Origin of the sequence: Bradyrhizobium betae (assembly GCF_004123905.1) — a bacterium.
In the GTDB taxonomy this organism is placed as follows: domain Bacteria; phylum Pseudomonadota; class Alphaproteobacteria; order Rhizobiales; family Xanthobacteraceae; genus Bradyrhizobium; species Bradyrhizobium betae_A.
Genome location: NZ_MZXW01000024.1, coordinates 210,872 through 234,280 on the forward strand (window position 1 = coordinate 210,872; position 23,409 = coordinate 234,280).

Here is a 23,409-nt window from a genome sequence, read left to right on the forward strand (position 1 = left end):
CTGGAATACTGGATCGTCCGCCTTCGCGGACGATGACAGCGGAGTTCGCCGAGGGAGTGCGGACTAGACCACCGGCTTCACACCCGGCAGCGCCTGCACCAGATCTCGAAACTTGGTGCCGCGGATTTCGAAGTTGCGGTACTGGTCGAAGGAGGCGCAGGCCGGCGACAGCAGCACGACTGCGTCAGTAAGGCCTGAGGCTTCCGCATCGCGCGCGGCGTGCTCGACCGCGACATCGAGGGTCTGGCTAATCTCGTGCGCGACTGCGCCGAGCGTGTCGGAAAACTCCTGTGCCGCCTCGCCGATCAGATAGGCTTTTCGGATGCGCGGGAAGAAACCGGTCAGGCCAGTGATGCCGCCTGCCTTCGGCTTGCCGCCGGCGATCCAGAAGATGTCGGCAAAGGACGACAGCGCATGCGCGGTGGCGTCGGCGTTGGTGCCCTTGGAATCGTTGACGAACAGCACATTGCCGCGGCGGCCGACCTGCTCCATGCGATGCGCAAGGCCGGGAAAGCTGCGCAGGCCGTTCTGGAGCACGTCGAGGCTGATACCCATCGCGAGGGCGGCACCAGCCGCGCAGGCCGCGTTCTGCGCGTTGTGCTGGCCGCGCAGCGAACCGATGCCGCCGAGCTTTGCGACCTCGCTCCTCGCGCCGCCCGCGGTGCGCACAATGGTGCCGTGCTCGACATGGATGCCGCTCGCCAGCGGATTCTTGACGGAGATGCGCACCACGTTCTTGCCGACGCGGTCGAGCCGGTCGGCGATGTCACGGCAGAAACCGTCATCGACGCCGACGATCGAGGTGCCGCCGGCCTGCACGCCTGCAACGAGGCGCTCCTTCACTGCGGCGTAGTGCGCGATGGTGCCGTGACGGTCGATGTGATCCTCGCTGACATTGAGCAAAATGCCGACGGAGGGATCGAGCGAGGGCGTGAGGTCGATCTGATAGGACGACATCTCGATGACGTGGACGCGGCCCATGCGCGGCGGCTCCAGCGACAGGATCGCTGTGCCGATATTGCCGCCCATCTGGGTGTCGTAGCCCGCAACTTTTGTGAGGTGCGCAATCAGCGCCGTCGTGGTCGACTTGCCGTTGGTGCCGGTGATCGCGACGAACGGCGCGTTCGGCGCATGCCGCCGCCGCTCGCGGCAGAACAGCTCGATGTCACCAATCACCTCGCAGCCCGCCTCGCGCGCCTTCAGCACGCTCCAATGCGGCACCGGATGGGTCAGCGGCACGCCCGGCGCGAGCACGAGGGCTGCGAAATTCGCCCAGGAGACGTTGCGCAAATCGGCGGTGATGAAGCCAGCCTGCGCGGCCTTGGCGACGTTCTCGGCATTGTCGTCGGCGGCGATCACCTCGGCGCCACCGGCCTTCAGCGCGTGGCAGGAGGCGAGCCCCGAGCCGCCGAGGCCGAACACCGCGACCGTCTTGCCGGCGAAGGAGGTGACCGGGATCATCAGCGCAGCTTCAGCGTCGACAGGCCGGCCAGCGCCAGCATCACCGAGATGATCCAGAACCGGATCACGATCTGCGGCTCGGTCCAGCCGAGCTGCTCGAAATGGTGATGAATCGGCGCCATCCGGAAGATGCGTTTTCCAGTCATCTTGAACGACACCACCTGCACGATGACGGAGACCGCCTCCAGCACGAACAGGCCGCCGATCACCGCGAGCACGATCTCGTGCTTTACCGCGACCGCGATCGCACCGAGCATGCCGCCAAGCGCGAGCGACCCGGTGTCGCCCATGAAGATCGAAGCGGGTGGGGCGTTGAACCAGAGAAATCCGAGACCGGCGCCCAGCAGCGCGCCGCAGAGTACGGCAAGTTCGCCGGTGCCCGCGACATATTTGATCTGGAGATAGTCGGCGAACACCGCGTTGCCGGCGAGATAGGCGATCATCGCAAAGCTCGCGGTCGCGATCATCACCGGCACGATTGCCAAGCCGTCGAGACCGTCGGTGAGGTTCACCGCATTGCCGGCGCCGACGATGACGAAGGCGCCGAACACCACGAAGAACCAGCCAAAATGCAGCACGGTGTCCTTGAGGAACGGAATCGTCAGCGCGGTCGATGCGGGATCGCGGTTCAGCCGCACCAGCGCGTAGCAGGCAACCAGGGCAATCGCGGCCTCGATCAGCAGGCGAAGCTTGCTCCCGAACCCGGTCGTGGTCTGCTTGGTCACCTTGAGGTAATCGTCATAGAAACCGACGAAGCCGAAGCCGAGCGTCACCGCCAGCACGATCCAGACATAGGGGTTGAGCGGATTGGCCCACAGCACGGTGCCAACCGTGAGGCCGGACAGGATCATCAGCCCGCCCATGGTGGGCGTGCCCTTCTTGGCGAGATGCGATTGCGGACCGTCGGCCCGGATCGGCTGGCCCTTGCCCTGCCGGATGCGTAAGTGGTCGATGATCCAGGGGCCGAACAGGAACACGAACAGCGCGCCGGTGACGACGGCGCCGCCGGTGCGGAAGGTGATGTAGCGGAAGACGTTGAGGGCGGTGCGAACGGCACCTAAGCCCGGAAATGTGTTGGAGAGCTCGATCAGCCAGTAAAACATTCAGACGGTCCTATGGCGCCTTTGCACGCGGCCTCTGATTTTGGCCTTGCCACCGTGCCTCACGCGCATTCGCTGGTCTTCATCATGGGGTCGGGCGACCTCTGGGAAAACGCCCCGCGCCGCAAAAGGTGGGATTCGGGAACAGCGCCTTCCAAGCAGTTTACGCCTTTGCCTGCAAGGCGGCCACTAGGCCCGGCACAAACTTGTTGACCCAGAACATCTTCTTGCTGCCCTTGACAACCACGACATCGCCTGCCTTCAGCAGGTTCGCGACCTCGCTGGCTTTAAGCGTCGCGGGATCGTCGTGCCAGCCCAAGCCCTTGCCTGATGGCAGCACGTCATAGAGATGGCGCATCAGGGGGCCGACGCAATAGATGCCGTCGATGCCGTCGAGATGCTTGGCGAGACCGGTGTGATAACTGGGCGCGTCGTCGCCCAGCTCCAGCATGTCGCCCAGCACCGCAATGCGGCGGCCGCCGCTGATGTTGCGGGCCTGGAGGCTTTGCAGTGCAGCAGCCACGCTGGCCGGATTGCCGTTAAAGCTGTCGTCGATCACGGTGACGCCGCCGACCGCCTGCTCGACGCCGCGGCCGGTCATGATGCCGACACGGTCGAGCTTGATCGCAAGCGTCGCGACGTCGAGATGCGCGGCATGAACTGAAGCGAGCGCGGCCAGCGCATTCTGCACGCGGTGCGGCGCGCCCGGCGTCAGGCTGAAGGCAATCTCCTTCTTGCCGATCGCGGCCACGACCTGCCAGCTCTCGCCATGCGGCGCGTGCTTGACCTCGTGCACCTCGGCACGCTCGCCGAAGCGCACGACCTTGCCCTTCCATTCGGACGCCTTGAGCCCGGCAGGCAGAACCAGCACGCCGTCCCCGGGCAGGCCGAGCGCGATCGATACTTTCTCGCGGCGGATGGCTTCGAGCGAGCCGAGCTTTTCCAGATGCACCGGCTGGACGTTGACGACAAGCGCGACCGTCGGCCGGGTCAATTCGCTGAGCCGCGCAATCTCACCGGTTTGGTTCATACCCATCTCGACGACCCAGAGGCTGGCATCGGGCCGCGCATTGCACAGCGTCAGCGGCACGCCCCAGAAATTGTTGAAGCTCGACGGGCTCGCATAAGCGTTGGGATAAGCGGCCAGGAATTCCTTGGTGCTGGTCTTGCCGGCGCTGCCGGTGAGGCCGATCACGGGCCCCTTGAAGCGCGCGCGGGCGGCGCGCGCGAGGCCCCAGAGGCCGTCGATCAGCGTGTCCTTCACGACGATCTGGGGAATGCGGATGCCCGCGATCTCGTGCGGCACGATCATCGCCACCGCGCCGGAGGCTTCCGCCTTGTCCGCGAACTCCCAGCCGTCGCGCGCACTGGCGAAGGCCGAGATGAAGCCGCCGCTCGGCGTGCCGCTCAGCGCGACGAACAGGCTGCCCGGTTTCACCAGCCGGCTGTCCTGGGTGACGAAGTCGATCGGCGTGTCGGGGAACGATCCGGCCGCGCCCAGCGCGCGCGCCACGTCGGCCACCGTCCATATCGGCGCGCTCATGCGACCCTCGATGCTAGTGCGGCGGCGACCGCCTCGTGATCACTGAAGGGCAGCACCTCGTGGCCTACGATCTGCCCGGTCTCGTGGCCCTTGCCGGCGACGAGCAGCGCATCGCCCTCCTGCAATTCCTCGATCGCGGTGCGGATCGCAGCCGCACGGTCGCCGATCTCGCGGGCGCCCTTGGCGGTTGCGAGGATCGCGGCGCGGATGGCTTCCGGCTTTTCGCTGCGCGGATTGTCGTCTGTGATGATGATGCCGTCGGCGTTGTCGGCCGCGATCTCGCCCATGATCGGGCGCTTGCCGGCGTCACGATCGCCGCCGGCGCCGAACACGACGATGAGCCTGCGCTTGGCGTAGGGGCGCAGCGCCTGCAACGCTTTGGCCAATGCATCGGGCTTGTGCGCATAGTCTACGAAAACAGGCGCGCCGTTATGCTCGCCGACACGCTCGAGCCGGCCCTTGGCGCCTTCGAGATGCTCGAGGCCCGCAAACACTTTTGCCGCATCGCTCCCGGTGCCGATAGCAAGACCGGCCGACACCAGCGCGTTCTCGATCTGAAATTCGCCGACCAGCGGCAGCCGGACCGCATAGGCCCTGTCGCGATGTACGAGCGAAAGCTCTTGAGCGAAGCCTGAGACCTCGGCATTGACCAGCCGGATGCCCTCGCCTGTTCCGTCGCCGTTACGGCCCACCGCCATCACGCGCAGACCGCGTGCCTTTGCGACATTGACCGCTTCGGCCGAGCACTCATGATCGGCCGAGATCACCGCGGCGCCGCCGGGCGGTACGAGTTCGCGAAACAGCCTGAGTTTGGCAGCGAGGTAATGCGCAACGGTCGGATGGTAATCCATGTGGTCGCGCGACAGATTGGTGAAGCCCCCGGCCGAGACGCGCACGCCGTCGAGACGATATTGGTCGAGCCCGTGCGAGGACGCCTCGAAGGCGAGATGCGTGACGCCCTCGCGCGCGATCTCATCGAGCTGCCGGTGCAGCGCGACCGGATCCGGCGTCGTCAGCGAGCCGTACACCGTGCGCTTGGGCGAGACGAGGCCGATGGTGCCGATGCTGGCGGAGGCACGCCCCAGCCGCTCCCAGATCTGGCGCGTGAACGCCGCGACCGAGGTCTTGCCGCTGGTACCGGTCACCGCGGCGATCGTCGCGGGCTGCGCGGGGAAGAATTTTGCCGCAGCCAGCGCCAGCGCGCGACGCGGATTGGCCACCGTGACGAACGGCACCCCGCTGCCCGGGGGTGCGTGGTCGCCGACGACCGCCACGGCGCCTGCGGCAATTGCGGCGTCGATGAAGCGCGCGCCGTCGGTCTTGCTGCCGGCGAGAGCGAAGAAAAGGTCGCCCGGCTTCACCGCGCGACTGTCGAGCGCAATCCCGGTCACCTCGATCGCCCCGAGCGCGGGGTCGAGGGCGGCATCATTGCCAAGGAGATCGGAGAGTTTCATGGCCTTCCAGTCGACAAGCCGCGCCGGAATACCTCAGGCCAAGGCCCGGGGAACACCGACTCAAGGGCAGTACCCTAGGAATTACTGGGTTGTCCTGGATGCTGCAAGAATAAGGCGGTCCGCAGGCGGCAGGTCGAACCGCGGCTCGACGCCCAAAAGCGGAGCGATACGGGCGATCACCTTGCCCCCCGTCGGCACAGCATTAAAGCCCGACGTGATAAAACCGTGCGTTTCCGGCAACGGCTGCGGCTCGTCCAGCATGATCAGGATCTGATATTTCGGATCGTCGCAGGGCATGATGGCAGTGAACGAGTTGAGCACGCGCTTCTTGGCATAGCGGCCGTTGATGACCTTTTCGGACGTGCCGGTCTTGCCGCCGACATAGTAGCCCTTGACGTCGGCGGTCTTGGCGGTGCCGATCTCGGCATTGAGGCGCATCAGGAACCGCATCTTGTCGCTGGTCTCCGTCTTGACCACGCGCTTGGCCATCGCCGCCGCTTCGGATTCGGTTCGCTTCATGAAGGTCGGCGGAATCAGATAGCCGCCGTTCACCAGCGCGTTGATCCCCATCACGGCTTGCAGCGGCGCTACCGACATGCCCTGGCCGAACGCAATGGTTACGGTGTTCAGCTCGCCCCAGCGGCGCGGGATCAGCGGAGCCGCGCTTTCCGGCAGCTCGGTGCGCAGCCGCGTCAACTGGCCCATTTTGGCCAGGAACGCCTTGTGCGCCTCGACGCCCTGGCCGAGCGCGATCCGCGCAGCGCCGATGTTGGAGGAGTAATAGAACACTTCCTTGGTGTTGATGAAACGTCCGAGCGAATGACTGTCGTGGATGGTGAACTTGCCGTAGTGCAGGTTTCCCCGTGCATCCCACATCGAGTTCAGGTTGATCTTGCCGGAATCGAGCGCCATCGCCAGCGTGAACGCCTTGAAGGTCGAGCCCATCTCGTAGACGCCCGTGGTCAGGCGGTTGATGCGGTCGGGGTCGTGCGCTTCCTTCGGATTGTTGGGATCGAAATCCGGAAGCGAGACCATCGCCACGATCTCGCCCGTCTTGACATTCGAGACAATGCCGGAGGCGGCCTTGGTGTGGTACTTCTCCTTGGCCTTCAAGAGCTCGTCGCGCAGCGCGTGCTCGACGCGCAAATCGACCGAGAGCTCGATCGGCTTTTGCAGCCGGTCGGTGGCAAAGCCGGCGCGGTGGAGATCGGCGAGCCCTTGATTGTCGAGCCACTTCTCCATACCGGCGATGCCCTGGTTGTCGATATTGACCAGACCAATGAGGTGGGCGACCTCGTTGCCGGTCGGGTAGACGCGCTTGTTCTCACGCAGAAAGCCGATGCCGGGAATTCCGAGCTTGTGGATGTCCTGCTGCTGCTTCGCCGTGATCTCGCGCTTGAGCCAGACGAATCCCTTTCGCCCCGAAAGACGCTCGCGCACTTCGACCTCGTCGAGGTCGGGCACCGTGGCGGTCAGAAGCTCGATCGCCTCGTCCTTGTCGATGATGCGGCGCGGCTCGCCGAACAGGCTCGCCGCCTTGACGTCGGTCGCAAGGATGGCGCCGTTGCGGTCGACGATGTCGGGGCGCGCGGTCGCTACCACCTCTTGCGAGGCCGCACGGCGCGCACCGTGGGCGTCGGCGCCGATCGCGAACATCACGAGCCGGCCGCCGATCAGGGCGTAGACCGAGGCGAAGGCAAGCATCGCAAGGCCAACGCGCGCGCGCGCCTTCGCGGCGCGATCGACGTTGCGCCCGTAGAGCAGGCTGCGGATCAGCCGCTGGCGCCAAGGCTCATTCGGCTTCTCTACAGGTTTGGCCGGGGTCGGAGCGCTCATTGCTTGTCCTCGGGCTGAGGCACGGAGCCCGTCACGGTGTCTGGGTCGCTTGCGGCTTCGATGGTGTTGAGCATGGCCCCGATCGGGTCGGGCTCGCCCGGCCTGAACATCCGCGGCGGACGCTCCGGCAAATTCTTCAGCGAGTCATATTGCGTGCCGTTGACCGGCTTGAGCGGCAGATGCCGCTCGGACAAGCCTTGCAGACGCAAGGGCGCATCGAGCTTGGCCCATTCGGAGCGCAGTGATGCGATCGCATCGCGCTGCTCGCGGATCTCCGCATGCAGCCGCAGCACCTTCTCGGTGCGCGCCGTGGAATCCATCTTGATCCGGTAGACATAGGCCGCCGCAAAAATCAGCGCGCCGATGACGAGGAGGTGGATGAAGCGCATGCGCTAGCCGCCCCTCATCACGTCGGAGAGTTTTGGCCAGGGCGACTGTTCATCGTCATGATGCGCGGGCGCGTCGGTGCGCTCGGCGGCGCGCAGCTTTGCGGAACGGGCGCGCGGATTGTTTGTGACTTCCTCGTCGCCGGCAATGACAGGCCGCCGCGTCAGCAGCTGGAAGCTTGGAGCGGTTTGCGCCACTTCCGGCAGATGCCGCGAGCCGCCGCCGGTCTTCGAACGTTCGCTCAGGAAATTCTTGACGATGCGGTCTTCCAGCGAATGGAACGAGACCACCACGAGCCGGCCGCCGGGCTTGAGCACGCGCTCGGCCGCGGCCAGCGCGGTCTGAAGTTCCTCGAGCTCCTCGTTGACGAAGATGCGCAGGGCCTGGAACGTCCGCGTCGCCGGATGAATATCACCGGGCTTGGAACGAACCACCCGACCGACGAGATCGGCGAGCGCACGCGTGGTCGTGAATGGCGTCTCCCCGCGGTCCGCGACGACGGCGCGGGCGATACGCCGCGAATGCCGCTCCTCGCCGAGGAGATAGATGATGTCGGCGAGATCGCCTTCCGAGGCACGCGCGACCACGTCGGCCGCGGTCGGTCCCGCCTGCCCCATCCGCATGTCGAGCGGACCGTCGAGACGAAACGAAAATCCGCGGCCAGCCTGGTCGAGCTGCATCGAGGACACGCCGACGTCCATCACGACACCGTCAACGCCATCGACGCCTTGCGCCGCACAGACCTCGGCGAGATTGGAGAAGCGGTCCTCGACCAGTGTCAGCCGGCCCGCGGAGCGTTCGACCAGCTCGGCGCCGCCTGCGATGGCGGTGCGGTCGCGATCAATGGCAATGAGTTGGGTTCCCGGCACGTCGAGGATGGCGCGGCTGTAGCCGCCGGCGCCGAAGGTGGCATCGACATAGATGCCACCCGCGCGCGGCGCGAGGTAGTCAACGGCCTCGCGGCCGAGGACGGGGATGTGCGGAACAGCCGAGCTCATGCGTAACGCCCGCCGAACGCACATGCGAGATCGCGGACGAGCGAGCTCATAACGCCTCGAATAGTTCCGCGTCGCACCGGTTCCACGACCCAACCCCTGCCCATCATGGTACCCGAGCCCGGTCGTCCCGGGCCGCCAACCCAGTATTCCCGTTGGAATTTGTCGGGCAGCCATGGGATTTCGAGCCAAAATACGCTTTGGCCGCCTCCGGACGCGGGTCGGCTCTTCATCTCTCAGTAACGGCCCTTAGCGTTAAGAAAGCGTTGATCGGCTCGTTACAAGTCGAAAAGGTGACGCCCTGGTGATGCCCCATCCACACACCCGGCCCAAAATGCATCCGTTAACCGCGACGCGCGATTGCGCACAACGGAGGGTAAAGGAATAGTAAAGAGAAGGGCTTGGCCCACCCTCCTGTCCGACTTGAGCTTCTTATGTCGCCCGGTTCGTCCACGCCATCTGGAACTGATTCGAAGCGTCAACGCGTTCTCCCGGTTCCCAAGGCCGCGGCGAACATGCGGACGTTCGAGCCGGATTCCTCGACCGTCTCCGACATCATCCCTTCGCCGAACCATGGCGAGCGCAACAGGGGACGGCAGCCCGACATGATCGTGGTGCACTACACCGGCATGCCCGATGTCGAGGGTGCGCTGGCGCGGCTGTGCACGGCGGGCACCGAAGTGTCGGCTCATTATGTCGTGCTGGAGGACGGCCGCATCGTGCAATGCGTGCCGGAGGCGAGGCGCGCCTGGCACGCCGGCATCTCGGCCTGGGCCGGCGAGGACGACATCAATTCCTGCTCGATCGGCATCGAGATCGTCAATCGCGGTCACGACTGGGGCTATCCGGAGTTTCCGCTGCGCCAAATCGCAGCCGTGATCGCGCTGTGCCGCGGCATCATGCTCCGCCGCAAGGTGCCGGCGCACCGGGTGCTCGGCCATTCCGACGTCGCGCCGGCGCGCAAGAAGGACCCCGGCGAAAAATTTCCGTGGCACTCGCTGGCCAATTCCGGCGTCGGACATTGGGTGACGCCGGCGCCAGTCGTGCGCGGCGAGAGCCTGATGCTCGGCACCATCAGCGACGAGGTGCTGAGCCTGCAGCAGGCGCTCGCCCGATACGGCTATGGCGTGCCGCTGACCGGCAAATACGACGCCGCGACGATGGAAGTCGTCACCGCCTTCCAGCGCCATTTCCGCCCGGCGCGCCTCGATGGCGTCGCGGATCATTCGACGCTGTCGACCTTGCAGGCGCTGCTGGCGAGCTTGCCGGCCGATGCGACGGTCGTCGCTTCGAAGTGATGGCGTAGGCCGCCCACTCCGTCATTGCGAGGAGCACTTGCGACGAAGCAATGACGACGCAGATGCAGCCCTACCCCATCTCCCTCACTCTTCGCGCATACAGTCTCCGCAACGGCTCGAGCTGCGTCGCCTCCGTCGCGGCAACATACGCCTCGCGCGCTTCTTTCTTCCTGCCGAGTCGTCGCAGCAGATCCGCGCGCACTGCGGGCAACAGTTCATAGCCACGCAGGCCCCCGCGCGCGGCGGTCGCATCGACGAGATCGAGTGCGCGTCCCGGCCCGTCCACCATCGACACCGCCGCAGCGTGGTTGAGCTCGATCACCGGCGATGGGTTGATGCGCAACAGCACCTCGTAGAGCCCGGCGATCTGCGGCCAGTCGGTTTGTTCATAGCTTGGCGCCCGCGCGTGCAGCGCGGCGATCGCGGCCTGCACGACATAGGGCTGCGGCAGGCCGGGCAGGCGCAGCGCATCGTCCACCAGGCGCAGCCCCTCGTCGATCTGCGCGCGGTCCCAGAGCGTGCGGTCCTGTTCTTCCAGCAGCACGATGTCGCCGGCCGCAGTCTCGCGGCCGGCGCGCCGCGCGTCATGAAGCAGCATCAACGCCAGCAGGCCCTTGATACCGGCGCGATCCGGCATCAGCCGGTCGAGCAAGCGACCAAGCCTGATTGCCTCGACCGCGAGATCGGGCCGCATCAAATCCGCGCCTGATGTCGCGACATAGCCTTCGGTGAAAACGAGATAGATCACGGCGAGCACGCCATCGAGCCGCGGTACCAGCGCATCGCGCTCGGGCACTTCATAGGGAATGCCGGCGAGCCTGATCTTCTGCTTGGCGCGGACGAGGCGCTGCGCCATCGCCTCTTCGCTGACGAGGAAGGCGCGCGCGACCTGCGCGGCCGAGAGCCCGCAGACGGTGCGCAGCGTCAGCGCGACCTGAACCTCGGGCGCGAACGCGGGATGGCAGCAGGTGAAGATCAGCCGCAGCATGTCGTCGTCGAGCATCGCCGGCGGCTCGTCGGGCGCTTGCGCGTTCAGCTCCAGCTCGTGCATCAGCGCCTGCTGCTTGCCGCGGAAAACGGCCTGGCGGCGGATGCGGTCGATCACCTTATGCTTGGCGACATTGACCAGCCAGGCGCGCGGATTGTCCGGTATCTCGCACGCCGGCCAGCGCTCCAGCGCGACCGCAAAAGCATCCTGGAGCGCCTCCTCGGCGAGATCGAAATCACCGACGAGGCGGATCAGCGTGGCCAGCGCCCGCCCCGCCTCGTCGCGAAAAATCTTGTCGATCTCGCCCGGATTCATGCGTCGATATGGAGCCTGGCCGTCACTTGTCGTACACCCAGATCGGCCGCACCTCGATCGACCCGATGCGCGCGCTCGGAATGCGCGCCGCGATCTCGATCGCAGCATTGAGATCCTTGGCCTCGACCAGATAGTAGCCGCCGAGCTGTTCGCGCGTCTCCGCAAACGGCCCGTCGGTCGCCAGCATCTTGCCGTCGCGCACGCGCACCGTCGTCGCGGTCGTGGTCGGCCGGAGCCGATCACCGGCCTTGAAATTGCCGCTCTGGATGATGTCTTGAGTAAAAGTCTGATATTCGGCCGTCATCTTCTGGACCGTGGCAGCGTCGTGCTTCGCGTATTCGACTTCGTTCTGATAGATCATCAGCAGATACTGCATCGCTCAACTCCTGTTGTTCGGCTGTGTCGCCGACATCCAGTCGAACGAGCCCGCCGCCAAACGACATCTTCAGGATAAATTATTTGCAGGCCGCGTGCGCGGCGATATCGGCTTGACGAAACCGTCACAAATGCCCATGCGTAAGCCGTCAGTCGGCCGGACGGCCGCTCCGGCAAGTGCCGAAAGGCCGCCGGGGAGGAAAGTCCGGGCTCCCTTGACATACGGTGCCGGATAACGTCCGGCGGGGGCAACCCCAGGGAAAGTGCCACAGAGAACGAACCGCCCGCCTTTGCAGCGCAAGCTGCATAGGCAGGTAAGGGTGAAAAGGTGCGGTAAGAGCGCACCGCGGCTTCGGCAACGAAGCCGGCATGGTAAACCCCACCGGGAGCAAAACCGAATAGGGACGGCGTAGCGGGCTGTTCGCGCAAGCGATAACGCCGCGGGGCGATGTCAGGCCCGCCGTCCGGGTAGGTTGCTCGAGGCCATGTGCAAACATGGCCCCAGAGGAATGGCCGTCACGTATCGTTCGCGCAAGCGGACGGTGCCTTACAGAACCCGGCTTACAGGCCGGCTGATATTCTAAAGCGCTTTCGAGCGAAGTGGTGTTCCGGTTCGCGTGAAGACAGCGCGTCTTACTAAGGAAGCAACGAGGGGTTCGATGCTAGCGCATCGGACCCCTCACCATTTAAGCCACGCGCGTGTCTGCCTTCACGAAGACGGGTGCAAGCTGATCAGCCTCGCGCCGCAGTTTGCCCGCTTCGAAGCCGTGCATGCCGATCTGCCATTGCAGGCCGACGATGGCGCCCTTGGTCGGCTGCAGCAGCGCGAGCGAGGCAAACAACGTCACCGGCAGCCACACCGCCAGTTGCAGCCAGACGGCCGGCGCATAGGCAGTCTCGACCGCGAGGATCGCGGGCACCACGAGATGGCCGACCACGACCATCACCAGATAGGCCGGGAAGTCATCGGCGCGCTGGTGGAACAGCTCCTCGCCGCAATGGTCGCAGGCGTCCGCGACCTTCAGGAAGCGGCCGAACATATGTCCTTCGCCGCAGTTCGGGCACTTGCCCAGAAAACCACGCCACATCGCCTTCGAGAGAGAGACTGAACCGGTTGCCATCACAGCACCTCTTCCTTTTCGCCGATCCATACAATAATATCTTGCATCCATACATTCAAAGGATATGGGCCTAAATTGCATGGATTGGACTCCTACAATCTCGGAGCTATCAGGGCCGCGGTATCAACGCATCGTGGATGCCATGGAGGCCGATATCGCTGCCGGCCGGCTGGTGCGGGGACAGCAACTGCCGACGCAGCGCGCGCTCGCAAAAGCGCTCGGCATCGATCTCACCACGGTGACGCGCGCCTACACCGAGGCGCGGCGCCGCGGCATCATGGAAGCGCGCGTCGGCCAGGGCTCGTTCGTGTCCGAGACCAGCGCGCGCCGCGCGGTCGACCTGCCGCATCCCGTGGCGATCGACCTCTCGATGAACGTGCCGCCGCATCCGCTGGAAGCGCAGCTCGACGAGCGCATCATGGCAGGGTTGGAAGCCCTTCGCGCGCAATCGGGGCTGACCGCGTTCCTGAACTACCAGCCGCCCGGCGGCAGCGCGCACGAGCGCGAGGTCGCGGCGCGCTGGATGCGTGCACGCGTCCCGCACGCGCATGCCGACAGGCTCGTGATCTTCCCAGGCGCACAGACAATCCTGTTCAACCTGCTCGCTTATCTCGCGCGTCCCGGCGACATCGTCCTCACGGAGGCCGTCACCTTCCCCGGCATCAAGGCGGCCGCAGCGCAGCTCGGTGTCAGGCTCGTCGGTGTCGCCATGGATGACGGCGGCATCCTGCCCGATGCATTGGCGAAGGCCTGCCGCACGCACAAGCCAAAGGCCGTCTATCTGATTCCGACGTTGCACAATCCGACGACAGCGACGTTGTCCGCCGAGCGGCGCGGCGCGATCGCAAAGATCATTCGCGATGCCGATACTGTTCTGATCGAGGACGACGCCTACGGGCTGCTCGACCGTTCGGCCTCGCCGATCGCCAACCTCATTCCGGAGCGGGCTTATCTCGCGACCACGCTGTCAAAATGCATCGCCCCGGCGCTGCGCGTCGCTTATCTCGTGACGCCCGACAACGCTGCACAGCAGGACATGAGAACCTGCTTGCAGGCCACCGTGCAGATGCCGGCGCCGCTGATGGTTGCGCTGGTGACGCACTGGATCGAGACCGGCATCGCCGATCGCATCATCACCGCGATCCGCAGCGAAGCGATCGGCCGCCAGCAGCTCGCGCAGCGGGCACTGAAAGGCTTTCAGTTCCTGGCCAAGCCGGCTGCACATCATCTCTGGCTGCGGCTGCCGGAAGGCCGGCCCGACGTCGCGGCGCATCTGTTGCGGAATGGACTCGCGGTCGTCGCCGGCGGTGCCTTCGCCGTGGACGGAACACCGCCGCATGCGGCGCGCGTCTCACTCGGCGCAGCGCGCAACAGGGCCGAACTGACGGAAGCGCTGCGCATCCTCGTCGGCGCGCTGCGCAGGCCCGCCGACACGAGACAAATCGTCTAGATCATTGGTGGTGACGGCGATGGCGCGAGCGCCCAGCCGGCGCAACGGCTGACGGATAGGCCGCATAGGCCTCGCTCGGTGCCGCTGTCTCGCCGCGGGCCGCGCGCCCCGCGGGCGTCAGTTGGCCGCCATTGAGCACATCGCGGTCGGGATGGGCGGCCTGATACGCCGCGGGCTCGGAAAGCTGCGCCTGCGCCAATGTCGGCATCAGGGCGGCGGCCGATAACAGTGCGGCCGCAATTGCAATGTTCACGCGGATCATGGTCATACTCCATCATCTCATCAGGGACGGGGCGGCATGATGTCCGGCAGGTCCCCCAAATTGCTGTACGAGCGTCATGTAAGTGCGTCCTCCGCGAACGCCCGCGCTTCTGGATCACGCTTGCGTGCGGTTTTGAAATTGACCTTCCCTGCCGCATCTGTGCTATGCGCCAAGTCGGCACCAGGTGGCGATCAACCGTTTGGCATCGCCGCTAACGACAGGAAATGATTGGTGGAAACGCTCACCTACGCGCTGCTGCTGTTCGGCGCCTTGGCCGGCGGCTTCGTCTCGGGGCTGGCCGGATTCGGCACGGCGCTGATGGCGCTCGGGATCTGGCTCTACGTGCTGCCGCCCTCGCTTGCGGTGCCGCTGGTGTTGATCTGCTCGGTGATCGCGCAAACCTCGACGCTGCCGTCGATGTGGAAGAGTTTTGATCTGTCGCTGGTGTGGCCGTTCCTGATCGGCGGGCTGATCGGCGTGCCACTCGGAATCATGATGGTCGCCTCCGCCGATCCAAAAGTGTTCAAGCTGAGCATCGGCGTGCTGCTGCTGATCTTTTCCAGCGCGCTCTATCTGAACAAGCGACCGCTCGCCGTCAAATTCGGCGGCCGCATCGCCGACGGCGCCATCGGTTTTGCCGGCGGCATCCTGGGCGGACTTGCGGGCCTCTCCGGGCCGCTGCCGATCCTGTGGGCCAACATCCGCGGCTGGAACAAGCATGAGCGGCGCGGCATCTTCCAGCTGTTCAATTTCACGGTGCTCGCCACCGCGCTGGTGTTGCAGACGGCGTCGGGCCTGGTCGCGTTCAAGGTGGTCTGGCTCGCAGCCGTCGCATTCCCGGGCACGCTGATCGGCGCATGGGCCGGCGCGCGCGTCTATCACGCGCTGAGCGACAAGCATTTTGGCGACATCGTGCTCGGCCTGCTGTTCCTGTCGGGCCTGACGCTCGTCTGGAACAGTATCGGCGCGCTTTAGGGCGCTACCCCATCACCGGCCTGCTTGCGCACTGATTGCTTATCGGCGATCCTGATCCCGCCGCAGAGGGCCTGGCGATGTCGACGGATTTCGAACATAGGCGAGAAGCGCTTATCGGATCGATGTACGATGCCGTGCTCGACGCATCGCTCTGGAGCGCGGTGCTGGAGGGCATTGCTGATCTGACCGACAGTGCGGGCGCGCTGATCCACGGCTTCAGCGTCAATCGTGAGATGTACACGTTCCACGAACTCGGCCGGATCGATCCAGACTGCAAGCGCCGCCATGAACTCTATCATGTCGCCAATCCATGGATGCGCTCGAGCCGATTCAGGGCCGGCCACGTCGTACGCTCCGACGACCTGATTGCGCTGGCGCAGCTCAAGCGCACGTCGTTTTACGACGATGTGCTCCGGCCGCAGAACATCGCGCACGGCACGATCGTCAACGTGATCAGCCGTCCGGACTTCAAGGTCTCGATCAACATCGAGCGTAGCGAGACGAAGGGGCCCTTCAGCGAACGAGACATTGCGGTCTTGAATTCGCTGCTTCCGCATTTGCGGCGGGCCTCCGAACTGCGATTACGCATGCTCGATTATCGGGCGGCCGCGCAGGCTGAGCGCGACGCGCTCGATGCACTGTCGACCGGCATTATCACTTTCGATGCCGGGCACCGGGTGCTGTTCGCCAATGCCACGGCTCGGGCACACGCCGAGGAACTGTCGCTTCACCTCAACACCGGCACCGACGTCTCCGGTCCCCCGTCCGTCACCAACGCGTTCCGCGCGCTGGTCGGCGACGCCGTACGCGGTGGTGCCGGAGGGGCGATCCGCCTGCCACGGGGCGACGGCGGGGACATCGGCGTCACTGTGGCACCGGTCAGGGGTCATGCGCTCGATCGCCCGTCGCACCACGCGATGGCGCGCCCTGTCGCGATCGCGCTGCTGGTCGACGTGTCGCGCACCCACGATGCGGCGAGCGCATTGTTGGCCGCGCGCCACGGCTTGACCGCCGCCGAAATGCGGGTGGCGACCGCGCTTGCGCAAGCGAATGACATGTCGACCGTCGCGGCCACGCTCGGCATCAGCCGGAATACACTGAAAACCCACGCCAAGCGGATTTACGCCAAGGTCGGAATCCGCGGCCACACCGAGCTGGTGCGAGCCATCGCTCAGATCGCCGGTACGCTCGGCCCGGCGATCTGAGGCGGCCGTCCCCATTGGGGGCTGGTGTCGTCGTCACCCCCTGGGGTGACGACGAACGGCCTGTCAGCGCGGACAATCCCTCGCGCTGACAGGAGACGGATCATGACACGGCTGGCATTCACTTTGGCGGCGCTTTTGTTTCTGGCGCACCCGTTGCGCGCGGAACCCGCCTATCCGCAAACCACGATCCGCATCGTGCTGGGCTTCAGTCCGGGAAGCGCGCCCGACGTGGCTGCGCGCATCCTGGCCGAACGTTTTACAGCCGCTTGGGGAAAGCCCGTCGTGGTTGAGAACATGCTGGGAGCGGGCGGCAACATCGCTGCAGATCACGTTGCCAAGGCGGCGCCGGACGGCGCCACTCTGCTGATGGCGGGCAATGCGGCGATCGTCATCAACCCCTCCCTCTACGCGAAGCTGCCGTATGATCCGGCGCACGATCTCGTCCCGGTGGCGCAGGTGACGATCGCGCCGAACGTTCTGGTGCTGAACAAGGACGTTCCGGCCGGAAGCGTGCGGGATCTGGTCGAGTTGGCACGGCGCAGCCCCACCGCGCTGACGTTTGCCTCGGCCGGAATCGGCACCTCGACCCATCTAGCCGGCGAGCTGTTCCAGACCATGGCGGGCATCAAGATGCAGCACGTGCCGTATCGCGACAGCACGGCATTGTTGAGTGATCTCGTTGCTGGTCGCGTCACCATGTTCTTCGGCAGTATCGCCTCGGTGCTGCCGCTGGTCCGCGACGGTCAGTTGCACGCGTTGGCGGTCACATCGCTGCGGCGCTCGCCGGCCGTGCCCGATCTGCCCACGCTCGACGAACTCGGCTTCAGCGGCTTTGATGCCAGCGCCTGGTTTGGTTTGATGGCTCCTGCTGGGACGCCGGCCCAGATCGTCGGGATGCTGCACGACGAAGCGCTGAAGGCCGTTACTGCCCCCGCTGCAAGGGAAAAGTTCGTAGCGCTCGGTATGGAGGTGGTGACGCGCACGCCGGACGAGTTCGCAACATTGATCCGGAACGAAGCTCCGGTATGGGCCAAACTGATCAAGCAGGTGGGGATCGCGCCGATCCAGTAGCAGGCGCCCGGCATGGAATATCGCAATTTGCGCATGTCTGCGCTGTCATGTCGTGCACCTGGTCCTCCCGCGCCAGGAAAGTCGCTGCCCGGGGTGACCGAAGTGCACAATCACGATTGAGAGCGGGTTGTCATGCCCTCGACCGACCTCATCGGCTGCATTGCGTCAGGTCTCGTTCTCCTGACCTTTTACATGAACGACATGATCGCCTTGCGAACCGCCGCACTGTGCAGCAATGTTGTGTTCATCGTCTACGCCGCGAGCCTTCACTTGACGCCGATCCTTCTTCTCCACTGCACTTTCATTCCGATCAATCTGTGGCGACTGATATTGGTCCTGCGCGCCAACGACCGTGGTGGGATGACTGGCCTAGCTCTGCGTCTTCTTCACGGCGAGCGCCATGCCGCCGGCGACGCCGACACCGAGCACATAGATCCAGCCCGAGGTGAAATCGAACAGGTGTGTGTTCAGGAGCGAGGACAGCATGTTCTGCACCACGACCAGCAGGCCGATGCAGCAGGCCAACCCCTCGCCGCGAAACATCAGGAGATGCGCAAACCACAGCGCGTAGAGCACCAGGATTCCGACGACGCCCCACTGCACGGCAACGCTGAGGGTCTGATTGTGCGGGTTGCTGACGACCTCGCCGCGCAAGGGATCGACGTCCGCATCTTCAGCCACGCCTGCGAACAGGCCGCGGATCGACCCGGTGCCATGGCCGATCAGCGGCGCGGCGGCGATGAATTGCGCTGACTTGCGCCAATATTCCAGGCGCGAGCCCATGCCGCTGACATCGTTACCGACGATACTGGTGTCGTAGTCGCCGCCGAACTTTGCGACGGTCGCACGCAGATGCGGCGAGACGGTCCAGAGCGACGCCGCGAGCAGCGCCATCGCGCCGGCCGCAATGAGCGCCGCACGCCAGCGCAGATGCAGCAGCGCAAACACCACGACCAGGACCGGAAGCGTCACCAGCGCCGTGCGCGACACCACAATGAACATCATGTTGGCGAGAAAGCCGATCGCCAGCACGGCGAACAGCGCGGCGATACGGACGCGGCCCTGGCGGAACAGCGTCACGATCGGATAGACCAGCGCGAGGGCACAGAGTGCGAACTCCTGGCTCTGGTCGATATAGTTGCGCACGGCAATTCCGCTTTCGACCTTGTAAGGCCCGCGCGACAAATAAAGCTTCAGCGAAGCATTGGGGTCGATCGCAACGGCGAAGGAGTACAGCATCAGCAAGGCGCAGGACGCCAGGAACGCCGAGAACACCCAATGGCCGTAGGGCCAGCGCTCGAACTGGTAGATCAGCAGCGGGATCACCAGCAGCTTTGCCGCCGGCCCGATCGCATGGATCCGCTCCGGCCAGGGCGCATCCGACCAGAGCGTCCCGACAGCGGCGAGGACGACCAGCGCGATCGGCAGCAGGCAGACCGGACGAAGCAGCGAACGCGGAAATTTTTGGAGATCGACGAACGCAAAAGCGATCAGCCAGGGCACCAGCGCAAAGATCAGTCCCGTCGTCGTCCATGGCAGCAGCAGCGCGATCAGCGCGACGAAGCGGGCCGGCGTGCGATAGCGCGCCGCCCAGATCGCGGAGAGCATGGACGCCGGCCGCGCTTCGTTCGTCACTCCGGTCATTCAGCCCTTCCGTGCCCCACCATCCCCGCCGCCCGGCAAATTAGCCGGAGCCGTGGGGAAGGAACAAGCACTACGCGGGCTCGCGGGCGAGAGGCACGACCGTCTCGGGGCTCGCCGGCTCTACAGCCTTCTCCTTGAGCGGCGTCCCAAGGCGCTTCCCGAACTCGCGGCGCAGCAGCCACAGGCTCAAGACCGCCTGGAGCGTGGTCGCCGCGATCGAGAGGTACCAGACATACTCCATGTGGAAACCCGGCCGCGTCGAGAGCCAGATCGCCGGCAGCGAATAGGTGAACACGCGCGTCGCCGAGCTCACGAGCACCGGCTTGGTGTTACCGAGGCCCTGGAACATGCTCGAGCAGGTGAAGATCAGGCCCTGTGCCACCATGTTGAGCGAGATGATCCGCAGGAACAGGTAAGCGACCGTCATCGTCTCCTGGTCGTTGGAGAATCCGGCGAGCAGGAATTCCGGCTTCAACTGCGCAAGCAGCAAAAAGCCGACCATCACGACAGTGGTGATCAGCGCCGACTTGACGAAAGTCTCGCGCACGCGCGCGCCATTGGCCGCGCCAAAATTCTGGCCGGCAATCGGTCCTGCCGCCAGCGCCACCGCGAGCGCCGGCATCTGGATCAGGCCGAGCATCCGCTGCCCGATGCCGAATCCCGCCTGCGCCGCCGCACCGAAATCACTCAACACGTAATAGACCACGCCCATGAAGATGAACATCATCACGAACTCGCCGCCGGCCGGCAGGCCGACATTGAGGATGCGCATCAGATGGCGCGGCTGTGGCCGCCACTGCGCCGGATTGAAGGCGACATAACGCTCGACCTTGCGGAAATACACCAGCAGCATCAGGGTGCCGATGGCGACCGCGATCGAGGTCGCCAGCCCCGCGCCGGCGACGCCGAGCGGATAGCCCGTGCCCCAGCCCGAGATCAGCACCGGCGCCAGCGCGATGTTGATGATAACGGCGACGACCCGCACCAGCATCGCGGGACGCACGATGCCGGTCGCGCGCAGCGCCGATGCTATCACTTGCATGACGAATTCCAGCGCGAGCGCCGGCATCAGCCACAGCAGATATGTGGTTCCCGCGTCGATCGTGGCCTCGTCCGCGGCAATCGAACGCATATAGAGGCGCGACAGCGCCGCTGCCGCGACAAGGGTCAACAGGCCGAACAGCACCGACAGCGCGACCGCCTGGTTGAAGATCAGATTGGCGTCCGCACGATCCTTGCGTCCCACGGCATGCGCGACCAGCGCCACCGTGCCGACGCCGAGCACCTGGAGCAGCGCGTTGACCAGAAAGCCTGCGTTGCCGGCCGCGGCAACGCCGGCAACAGCGGCATCGCCGAGGCCCGACACGAAATACAGATCGACCGGCTGGCAGACCATGATCGAGACCATGCCGGCCATGATCGGCGGCGTCATGATCAGGATGTGTCTCACAATGGAGCCGTTCGTCAGGTCTTTCATCTCATTCCATCCTCTGGCGGCGTGGCGTCGGGACGTTCGTCCCGATGCCACGCGCCATCTTCCTCATTCCGCCGCTGCGATCTGTCCGAGCTCCACCACCTGGCGCTCGAACAGGCCGCGATAGATTCCCCCCGGCTTGCCCGCGAGCATGGCATGGGTGCCTTGCTCGACGATCTCGCCGCGGTCGAACACCAGGATCCGATCGAGACTCCTCACCGTCGACAGCCGGTGCGCGATCACGATCGAGGTACGGCCCTTCATCAGCCGCTCCATCGCCTGCTGGATCAGCGCCTCCGATTCCGAATCGAGGCTCGACGTCGCCTCGTCCAGGATCAGCACCGGCGCATCGGCCAGGAAGGCGCGCGCCAGCGCCACGCGCTGGCGCTCGCCACCCGACAGCTTCACGCCGCGCTCGCCGACGAGCGTGCCGTAGCCCTTCGGCAGGCGCAGGATGAAGTCATGCGCATTGGCGAGCCGCGCCGCCTGCTCGATCGCCTCCAGGCTGGCGCCGGGCCGGCCATAGGCGATGTTCTCGGCAAGCGTCCGATGAAACAGGATCGGCTCCTGCTGCACGATCGCGATCTGGCTGCGCAGCGATTGCTGCGTCGCCAGCGCGATGTCCTGCCCGTCGATCAGCACGCGGCCATCAGTGACGTCGTAGAGCCGCTGCACCAGCTTGACGAAGGTGGTCTTGCCGGAGCCGGAGCGGCCGACCAGACCGACGCGTTCGCCGGCGCGGATCGTCAGCGACAGTCCGTCGTACAGCGGCGCAGGATGGCCGCCATAGTGGAACGTGACGTCGTCGAACACGATCTCGCCGCCCTCGATCGCGATCGGCCGCGCACGGGCGGCATCGGCAATGCCGATCGGCTCGTCATGGATCGCCACCAGCTCGTCCATGTCGTTGACCGAACGCTGGAGGTTGTTGATGTGCATGCCGACGTCGCGCAAATAGGCGTGGATGACGTAGTAGCTCGTCAGCACATAGGTGACGTCGCCGGGCGAGGCATGCCCGGAGATCCACAGCAGCACGGCGCCGCCAATCACGGACGCACGCAAGGCTAGCAACAGCGAAAGCTGCGCCATGGCCGTGTAGTTGTAGCGAAACCAGGTCCGCCGCACCCGCACGCGCCAGCGGTTGATGACGCGGGCGAGCCGCGCATCCTCGCGCGCTTCGGCGCCGAAGGATTTCACCACCGCGTTGCAGGTCAGCGAATCCGCCAGCGTGCCGCCGACCTTGGTGTCCCAGGCGTTGGAGATGCGCGCGGCCGGCGCGATGTAGCGCGTCGAGAACAGCACGGTAATAGCGACGTAGAAAAGTGCGCCCACCGCGATCACCGCGCCGAGCGACGCCCAGTGCACGCCGATCAGGACCATGGAGCCGATCAACACCAACAGAGACGGCGCCAACGCCATCAGGATGGTGTCGTTGAGCAGGTCGAGCGCCCACATGCCGCGGGTGATCTTGCGCACCGTGGAGCCGGCAAAGGAGTTGGCGTGCCAGTCGGTCGAGAAGCGTTGCACGCGCGAGAAAGCATCCTGGGCGACATCCGACATGATCTTGAGCGTGAACGGCACGATCGCCTGCAGGCCGATCAACCTCAGCGCCACGGAGGCCGCGCCCAGCGCAACGATGGCGCCGAAGGCGACCAAGGCGGCATGGCGCGCATCGGGATCCGACGGGCCGCGGGTCAGGGCATCGACCAAATGTCCAGAGAAGACCGGCATGAACAGATCAGCGATGGTCGCGCCCAGCAGGCCGCCGGCCACGATCAGGCCACGCCCCGGCTGGTTCAGCCAGTGTCGGAACACAAAGGGCAACACCACGCGTATCGCCGCGGGCTTTTTTGACAGAGCGGTCATGGCATCATCCGGCTGCGTCTGGCGCAGGCCGGCTCCATCGATGGACGCAGGCCGGCCGCGAGGGCCGAGACGGCGTCACTTGAGACTGATTTTGACTTGGGAAGCGGGGCGATCGGGACGCAGAACCCAATCGAAGCTGTCGGAAAGGACCTCTAGGAGGTCGAGCACATACCGAGCCAGGACATCATCGAGCACGGAAGCGCGATCTGCGAATGCGACGAAATCATGCAAATCCCTCCCGGTTCGATTGAATGAGGTGCGCTTTATAGATGTGTCATTTGCGGTTTGCAACGGGGCTCCCGCGAGATCACGGACGAGTGTTGCAATTTGGTGCGGCGGCGCCATGGTGCGCACCGTCGCCGCTATCTCCGCTGTCATTCCCCGCGAAGGCGGGGAATCCAGTACGCCGCGGCCTCTCGATTGAGCCATGACCGTCTCGGAGTACTGGATCGCCCGGTCAAGTGTTTAGACCGGACAGATCACTGACAGGTGTTCGGAGACATAGCTGACACATCAAACTGGGCTGGATTGGTCGATTCGGGAGGCCGTCCATGCCCTGGAACGAGGTGTCGGTAATGGATCAGCGACG

Annotated in this window: 19 protein-coding genes and 1 other RNA gene; 6 read left to right on the plus strand and 14 right to left on the minus strand. The window is 65.2% G+C overall.

The features are described 5' to 3' along the window. Positions 1–63: 63 nt before the first annotated feature. The 7 genes from murD to rsmH all read right to left on the minus strand — a co-directional run bounded on the left by murD (position 64) and on the right by rsmH (position 8,779). Positions 64–1,461: a UDP-N-acetylmuramoyl-L-alanine--D-glutamate ligase gene (gene murD / locus B5V03_RS22620; protein WP_129272598.1), complete on the minus strand. Its 1,398-nt coding sequence runs from the start codon at positions 1,459–1,461 to the stop codon at positions 64–66. Further along, the gene (gene mraY / locus B5V03_RS22625; RefSeq protein ID WP_129272599.1) at positions 1,461–2,564 is read right to left on the minus strand and encodes a phospho-N-acetylmuramoyl-pentapeptide-transferase; all 1,104 of its coding nucleotides are present in this window, start codon (positions 2,562–2,564) and stop codon (positions 1,461–1,463) included. The genes murD and mraY overlap by 1 nt, the downstream gene beginning before the upstream one ends. Before the next feature lie 160 nt (positions 2,565–2,724). Beyond that, positions 2,725–4,104, minus strand: a complete 1,380-nt coding sequence (locus tag B5V03_RS22630) for a UDP-N-acetylmuramoyl-tripeptide--D-alanyl-D-alanine ligase (protein ID WP_129272600.1) — start codon at positions 4,102–4,104, stop codon at positions 2,725–2,727. Then, positions 4,101–5,558, minus strand: coding sequence for a UDP-N-acetylmuramoyl-L-alanyl-D-glutamate--2,6-diaminopimelate ligase (locus tag B5V03_RS22635; protein ID WP_129272601.1), 1,458 nt, complete (start codon positions 5,556–5,558; stop codon positions 4,101–4,103). The genes B5V03_RS22630 and B5V03_RS22635 overlap by 4 nt, the downstream gene beginning before the upstream one ends. A gap of 81 nt (positions 5,559–5,639) precedes the next feature. After that, positions 5,640–7,394 (minus strand): peptidoglycan D,D-transpeptidase FtsI family protein, encoded by a 1,755-nt coding sequence (locus B5V03_RS22640; protein WP_129272602.1) that lies wholly within the window; start codon positions 7,392–7,394, stop codon positions 5,640–5,642. Continuing rightward, positions 7,391–7,783, minus strand: coding sequence for a cell division protein FtsL (ftsL, locus tag B5V03_RS22645; protein WP_011089349.1), 393 nt, complete (start codon positions 7,781–7,783; stop codon positions 7,391–7,393). Before ftsL ends, B5V03_RS22640 begins: the two co-directional genes overlap by 4 nt. A 3-nt stretch (positions 7,784–7,786) precedes the next feature. Beyond that, positions 7,787–8,779: a 16S rRNA (cytosine(1402)-N(4))-methyltransferase RsmH gene (gene rsmH / locus B5V03_RS22650; protein WP_164988204.1), complete on the minus strand. Its 993-nt coding sequence runs from the start codon at positions 8,777–8,779 to the stop codon at positions 7,787–7,789. A 512-nt stretch (positions 8,780–9,291) separates the two neighbouring features. On the opposite strand from rsmH, the gene B5V03_RS22655 reads away from it, so the two are divergent. After that, positions 9,292–10,074, plus strand: a complete 783-nt coding sequence (locus tag B5V03_RS22655) for an N-acetylmuramoyl-L-alanine amidase (protein WP_129272604.1) — start codon at positions 9,292–9,294, stop codon at positions 10,072–10,074. A 70-nt stretch (positions 10,075–10,144) separates the two neighbouring features. Here B5V03_RS22655 and B5V03_RS22660 read toward each other — a convergent pair whose 3' ends face one another. After that, positions 10,145–11,377 carry an RNA polymerase sigma factor gene (locus tag B5V03_RS22660; protein ID WP_129272605.1) on the minus strand — a complete coding sequence of 411 codons (1,233 nt, stop codon included), beginning with the start codon at positions 11,375–11,377 and terminating at the stop codon, positions 10,145–10,147. Between the two features lie 22 nt (positions 11,378–11,399). After that, positions 11,400–11,753: a YciI family protein gene (locus B5V03_RS22665; RefSeq protein WP_129272606.1), complete on the minus strand. Its 354-nt coding sequence runs from the start codon at positions 11,751–11,753 to the stop codon at positions 11,400–11,402. A gap of 148 nt (positions 11,754–11,901) precedes the next feature. Between B5V03_RS22665 and rnpB the strand changes: the two genes are divergently transcribed. Then, positions 11,902–12,332, plus strand: an RNA gene (gene rnpB, locus B5V03_RS22670) — RNase P RNA component class A. A 106-nt stretch (positions 12,333–12,438) separates the two neighbouring features. On the opposite strand, the gene B5V03_RS22675 is transcribed toward rnpB, so the two are convergent. Continuing rightward, positions 12,439–12,903, minus strand: a complete 465-nt coding sequence (locus B5V03_RS22675; RefSeq protein WP_164988205.1) for a DUF983 domain-containing protein — start codon at positions 12,901–12,903, stop codon at positions 12,439–12,441. A 49-nt stretch (positions 12,904–12,952) separates the two neighbouring features. Between B5V03_RS22675 and B5V03_RS22680 the strand changes: the two genes are divergently transcribed. Continuing rightward, the gene (locus B5V03_RS22680; protein ID WP_164988206.1) at positions 12,953–14,323 is read left to right on the plus strand and encodes a PLP-dependent aminotransferase family protein; all 1,371 of its coding nucleotides are present in this window, start codon (positions 12,953–12,955) and stop codon (positions 14,321–14,323) included. Position 14,324: 1 nt separating this feature from the next. On the opposite strand, the gene B5V03_RS22685 is transcribed toward B5V03_RS22680, so the two are convergent. Beyond that, on the minus strand, positions 14,325–14,585 hold the full coding sequence (locus tag B5V03_RS22685) for a hypothetical protein (RefSeq protein ID WP_164988207.1): 261 nt from the start codon (positions 14,583–14,585) through the stop codon (positions 14,325–14,327). A 231-nt stretch (positions 14,586–14,816) separates the two neighbouring features. Here B5V03_RS22685 and B5V03_RS22690 point away from each other — a divergent pair, with 231 nt between their 5' ends. The 3 genes from B5V03_RS22690 (at position 14,817) to B5V03_RS22700 (ending at position 17,836) form a co-directional block, all read left to right on the plus strand. Then, positions 14,817–15,560 carry a sulfite exporter TauE/SafE family protein gene (locus B5V03_RS22690; RefSeq protein ID WP_129272610.1) on the plus strand — a complete coding sequence of 248 codons (744 nt, stop codon included), beginning with the start codon at positions 14,817–14,819 and terminating at the stop codon, positions 15,558–15,560. 122 nt (positions 15,561–15,682) lie between these two features. Continuing rightward, positions 15,683–16,765, plus strand: coding sequence for a helix-turn-helix transcriptional regulator (locus B5V03_RS22695; protein ID WP_164988208.1), 1,083 nt, complete (start codon positions 15,683–15,685; stop codon positions 16,763–16,765). 102 nt (positions 16,766–16,867) lie between these two features. Further along, on the plus strand, positions 16,868–17,836 hold the full coding sequence (locus B5V03_RS22700; RefSeq protein WP_129272612.1) for a Bug family tripartite tricarboxylate transporter substrate binding protein: 969 nt from the start codon (positions 16,868–16,870) through the stop codon (positions 17,834–17,836). Between the two features lie 369 nt (positions 17,837–18,205). On the opposite strand, the gene B5V03_RS22705 is transcribed toward B5V03_RS22700, so the two are convergent. From B5V03_RS22705 to B5V03_RS22715, 3 genes are all read right to left on the minus strand, one after another. After that, positions 18,206–19,480, minus strand: a complete 1,275-nt coding sequence (locus B5V03_RS22705) for an O-antigen ligase family protein (protein WP_129272613.1) — start codon at positions 19,478–19,480, stop codon at positions 18,206–18,208. 70 nt (positions 19,481–19,550) lie between these two features. Further along, a complete protein-coding gene (locus B5V03_RS22710) occupies positions 19,551–20,957 on the minus strand; it encodes an MATE family efflux transporter (RefSeq protein ID WP_129272614.1) in 1,407 nt (468 codons plus the stop codon). A gap of 63 nt (positions 20,958–21,020) precedes the next feature. Next, positions 21,021–22,820, minus strand: a complete 1,800-nt coding sequence (locus tag B5V03_RS22715) for an ABC transporter ATP-binding protein (protein WP_164988209.1) — start codon at positions 22,818–22,820, stop codon at positions 21,021–21,023. Between the last annotated feature and the right edge of the window lie 589 nt (positions 22,821–23,409).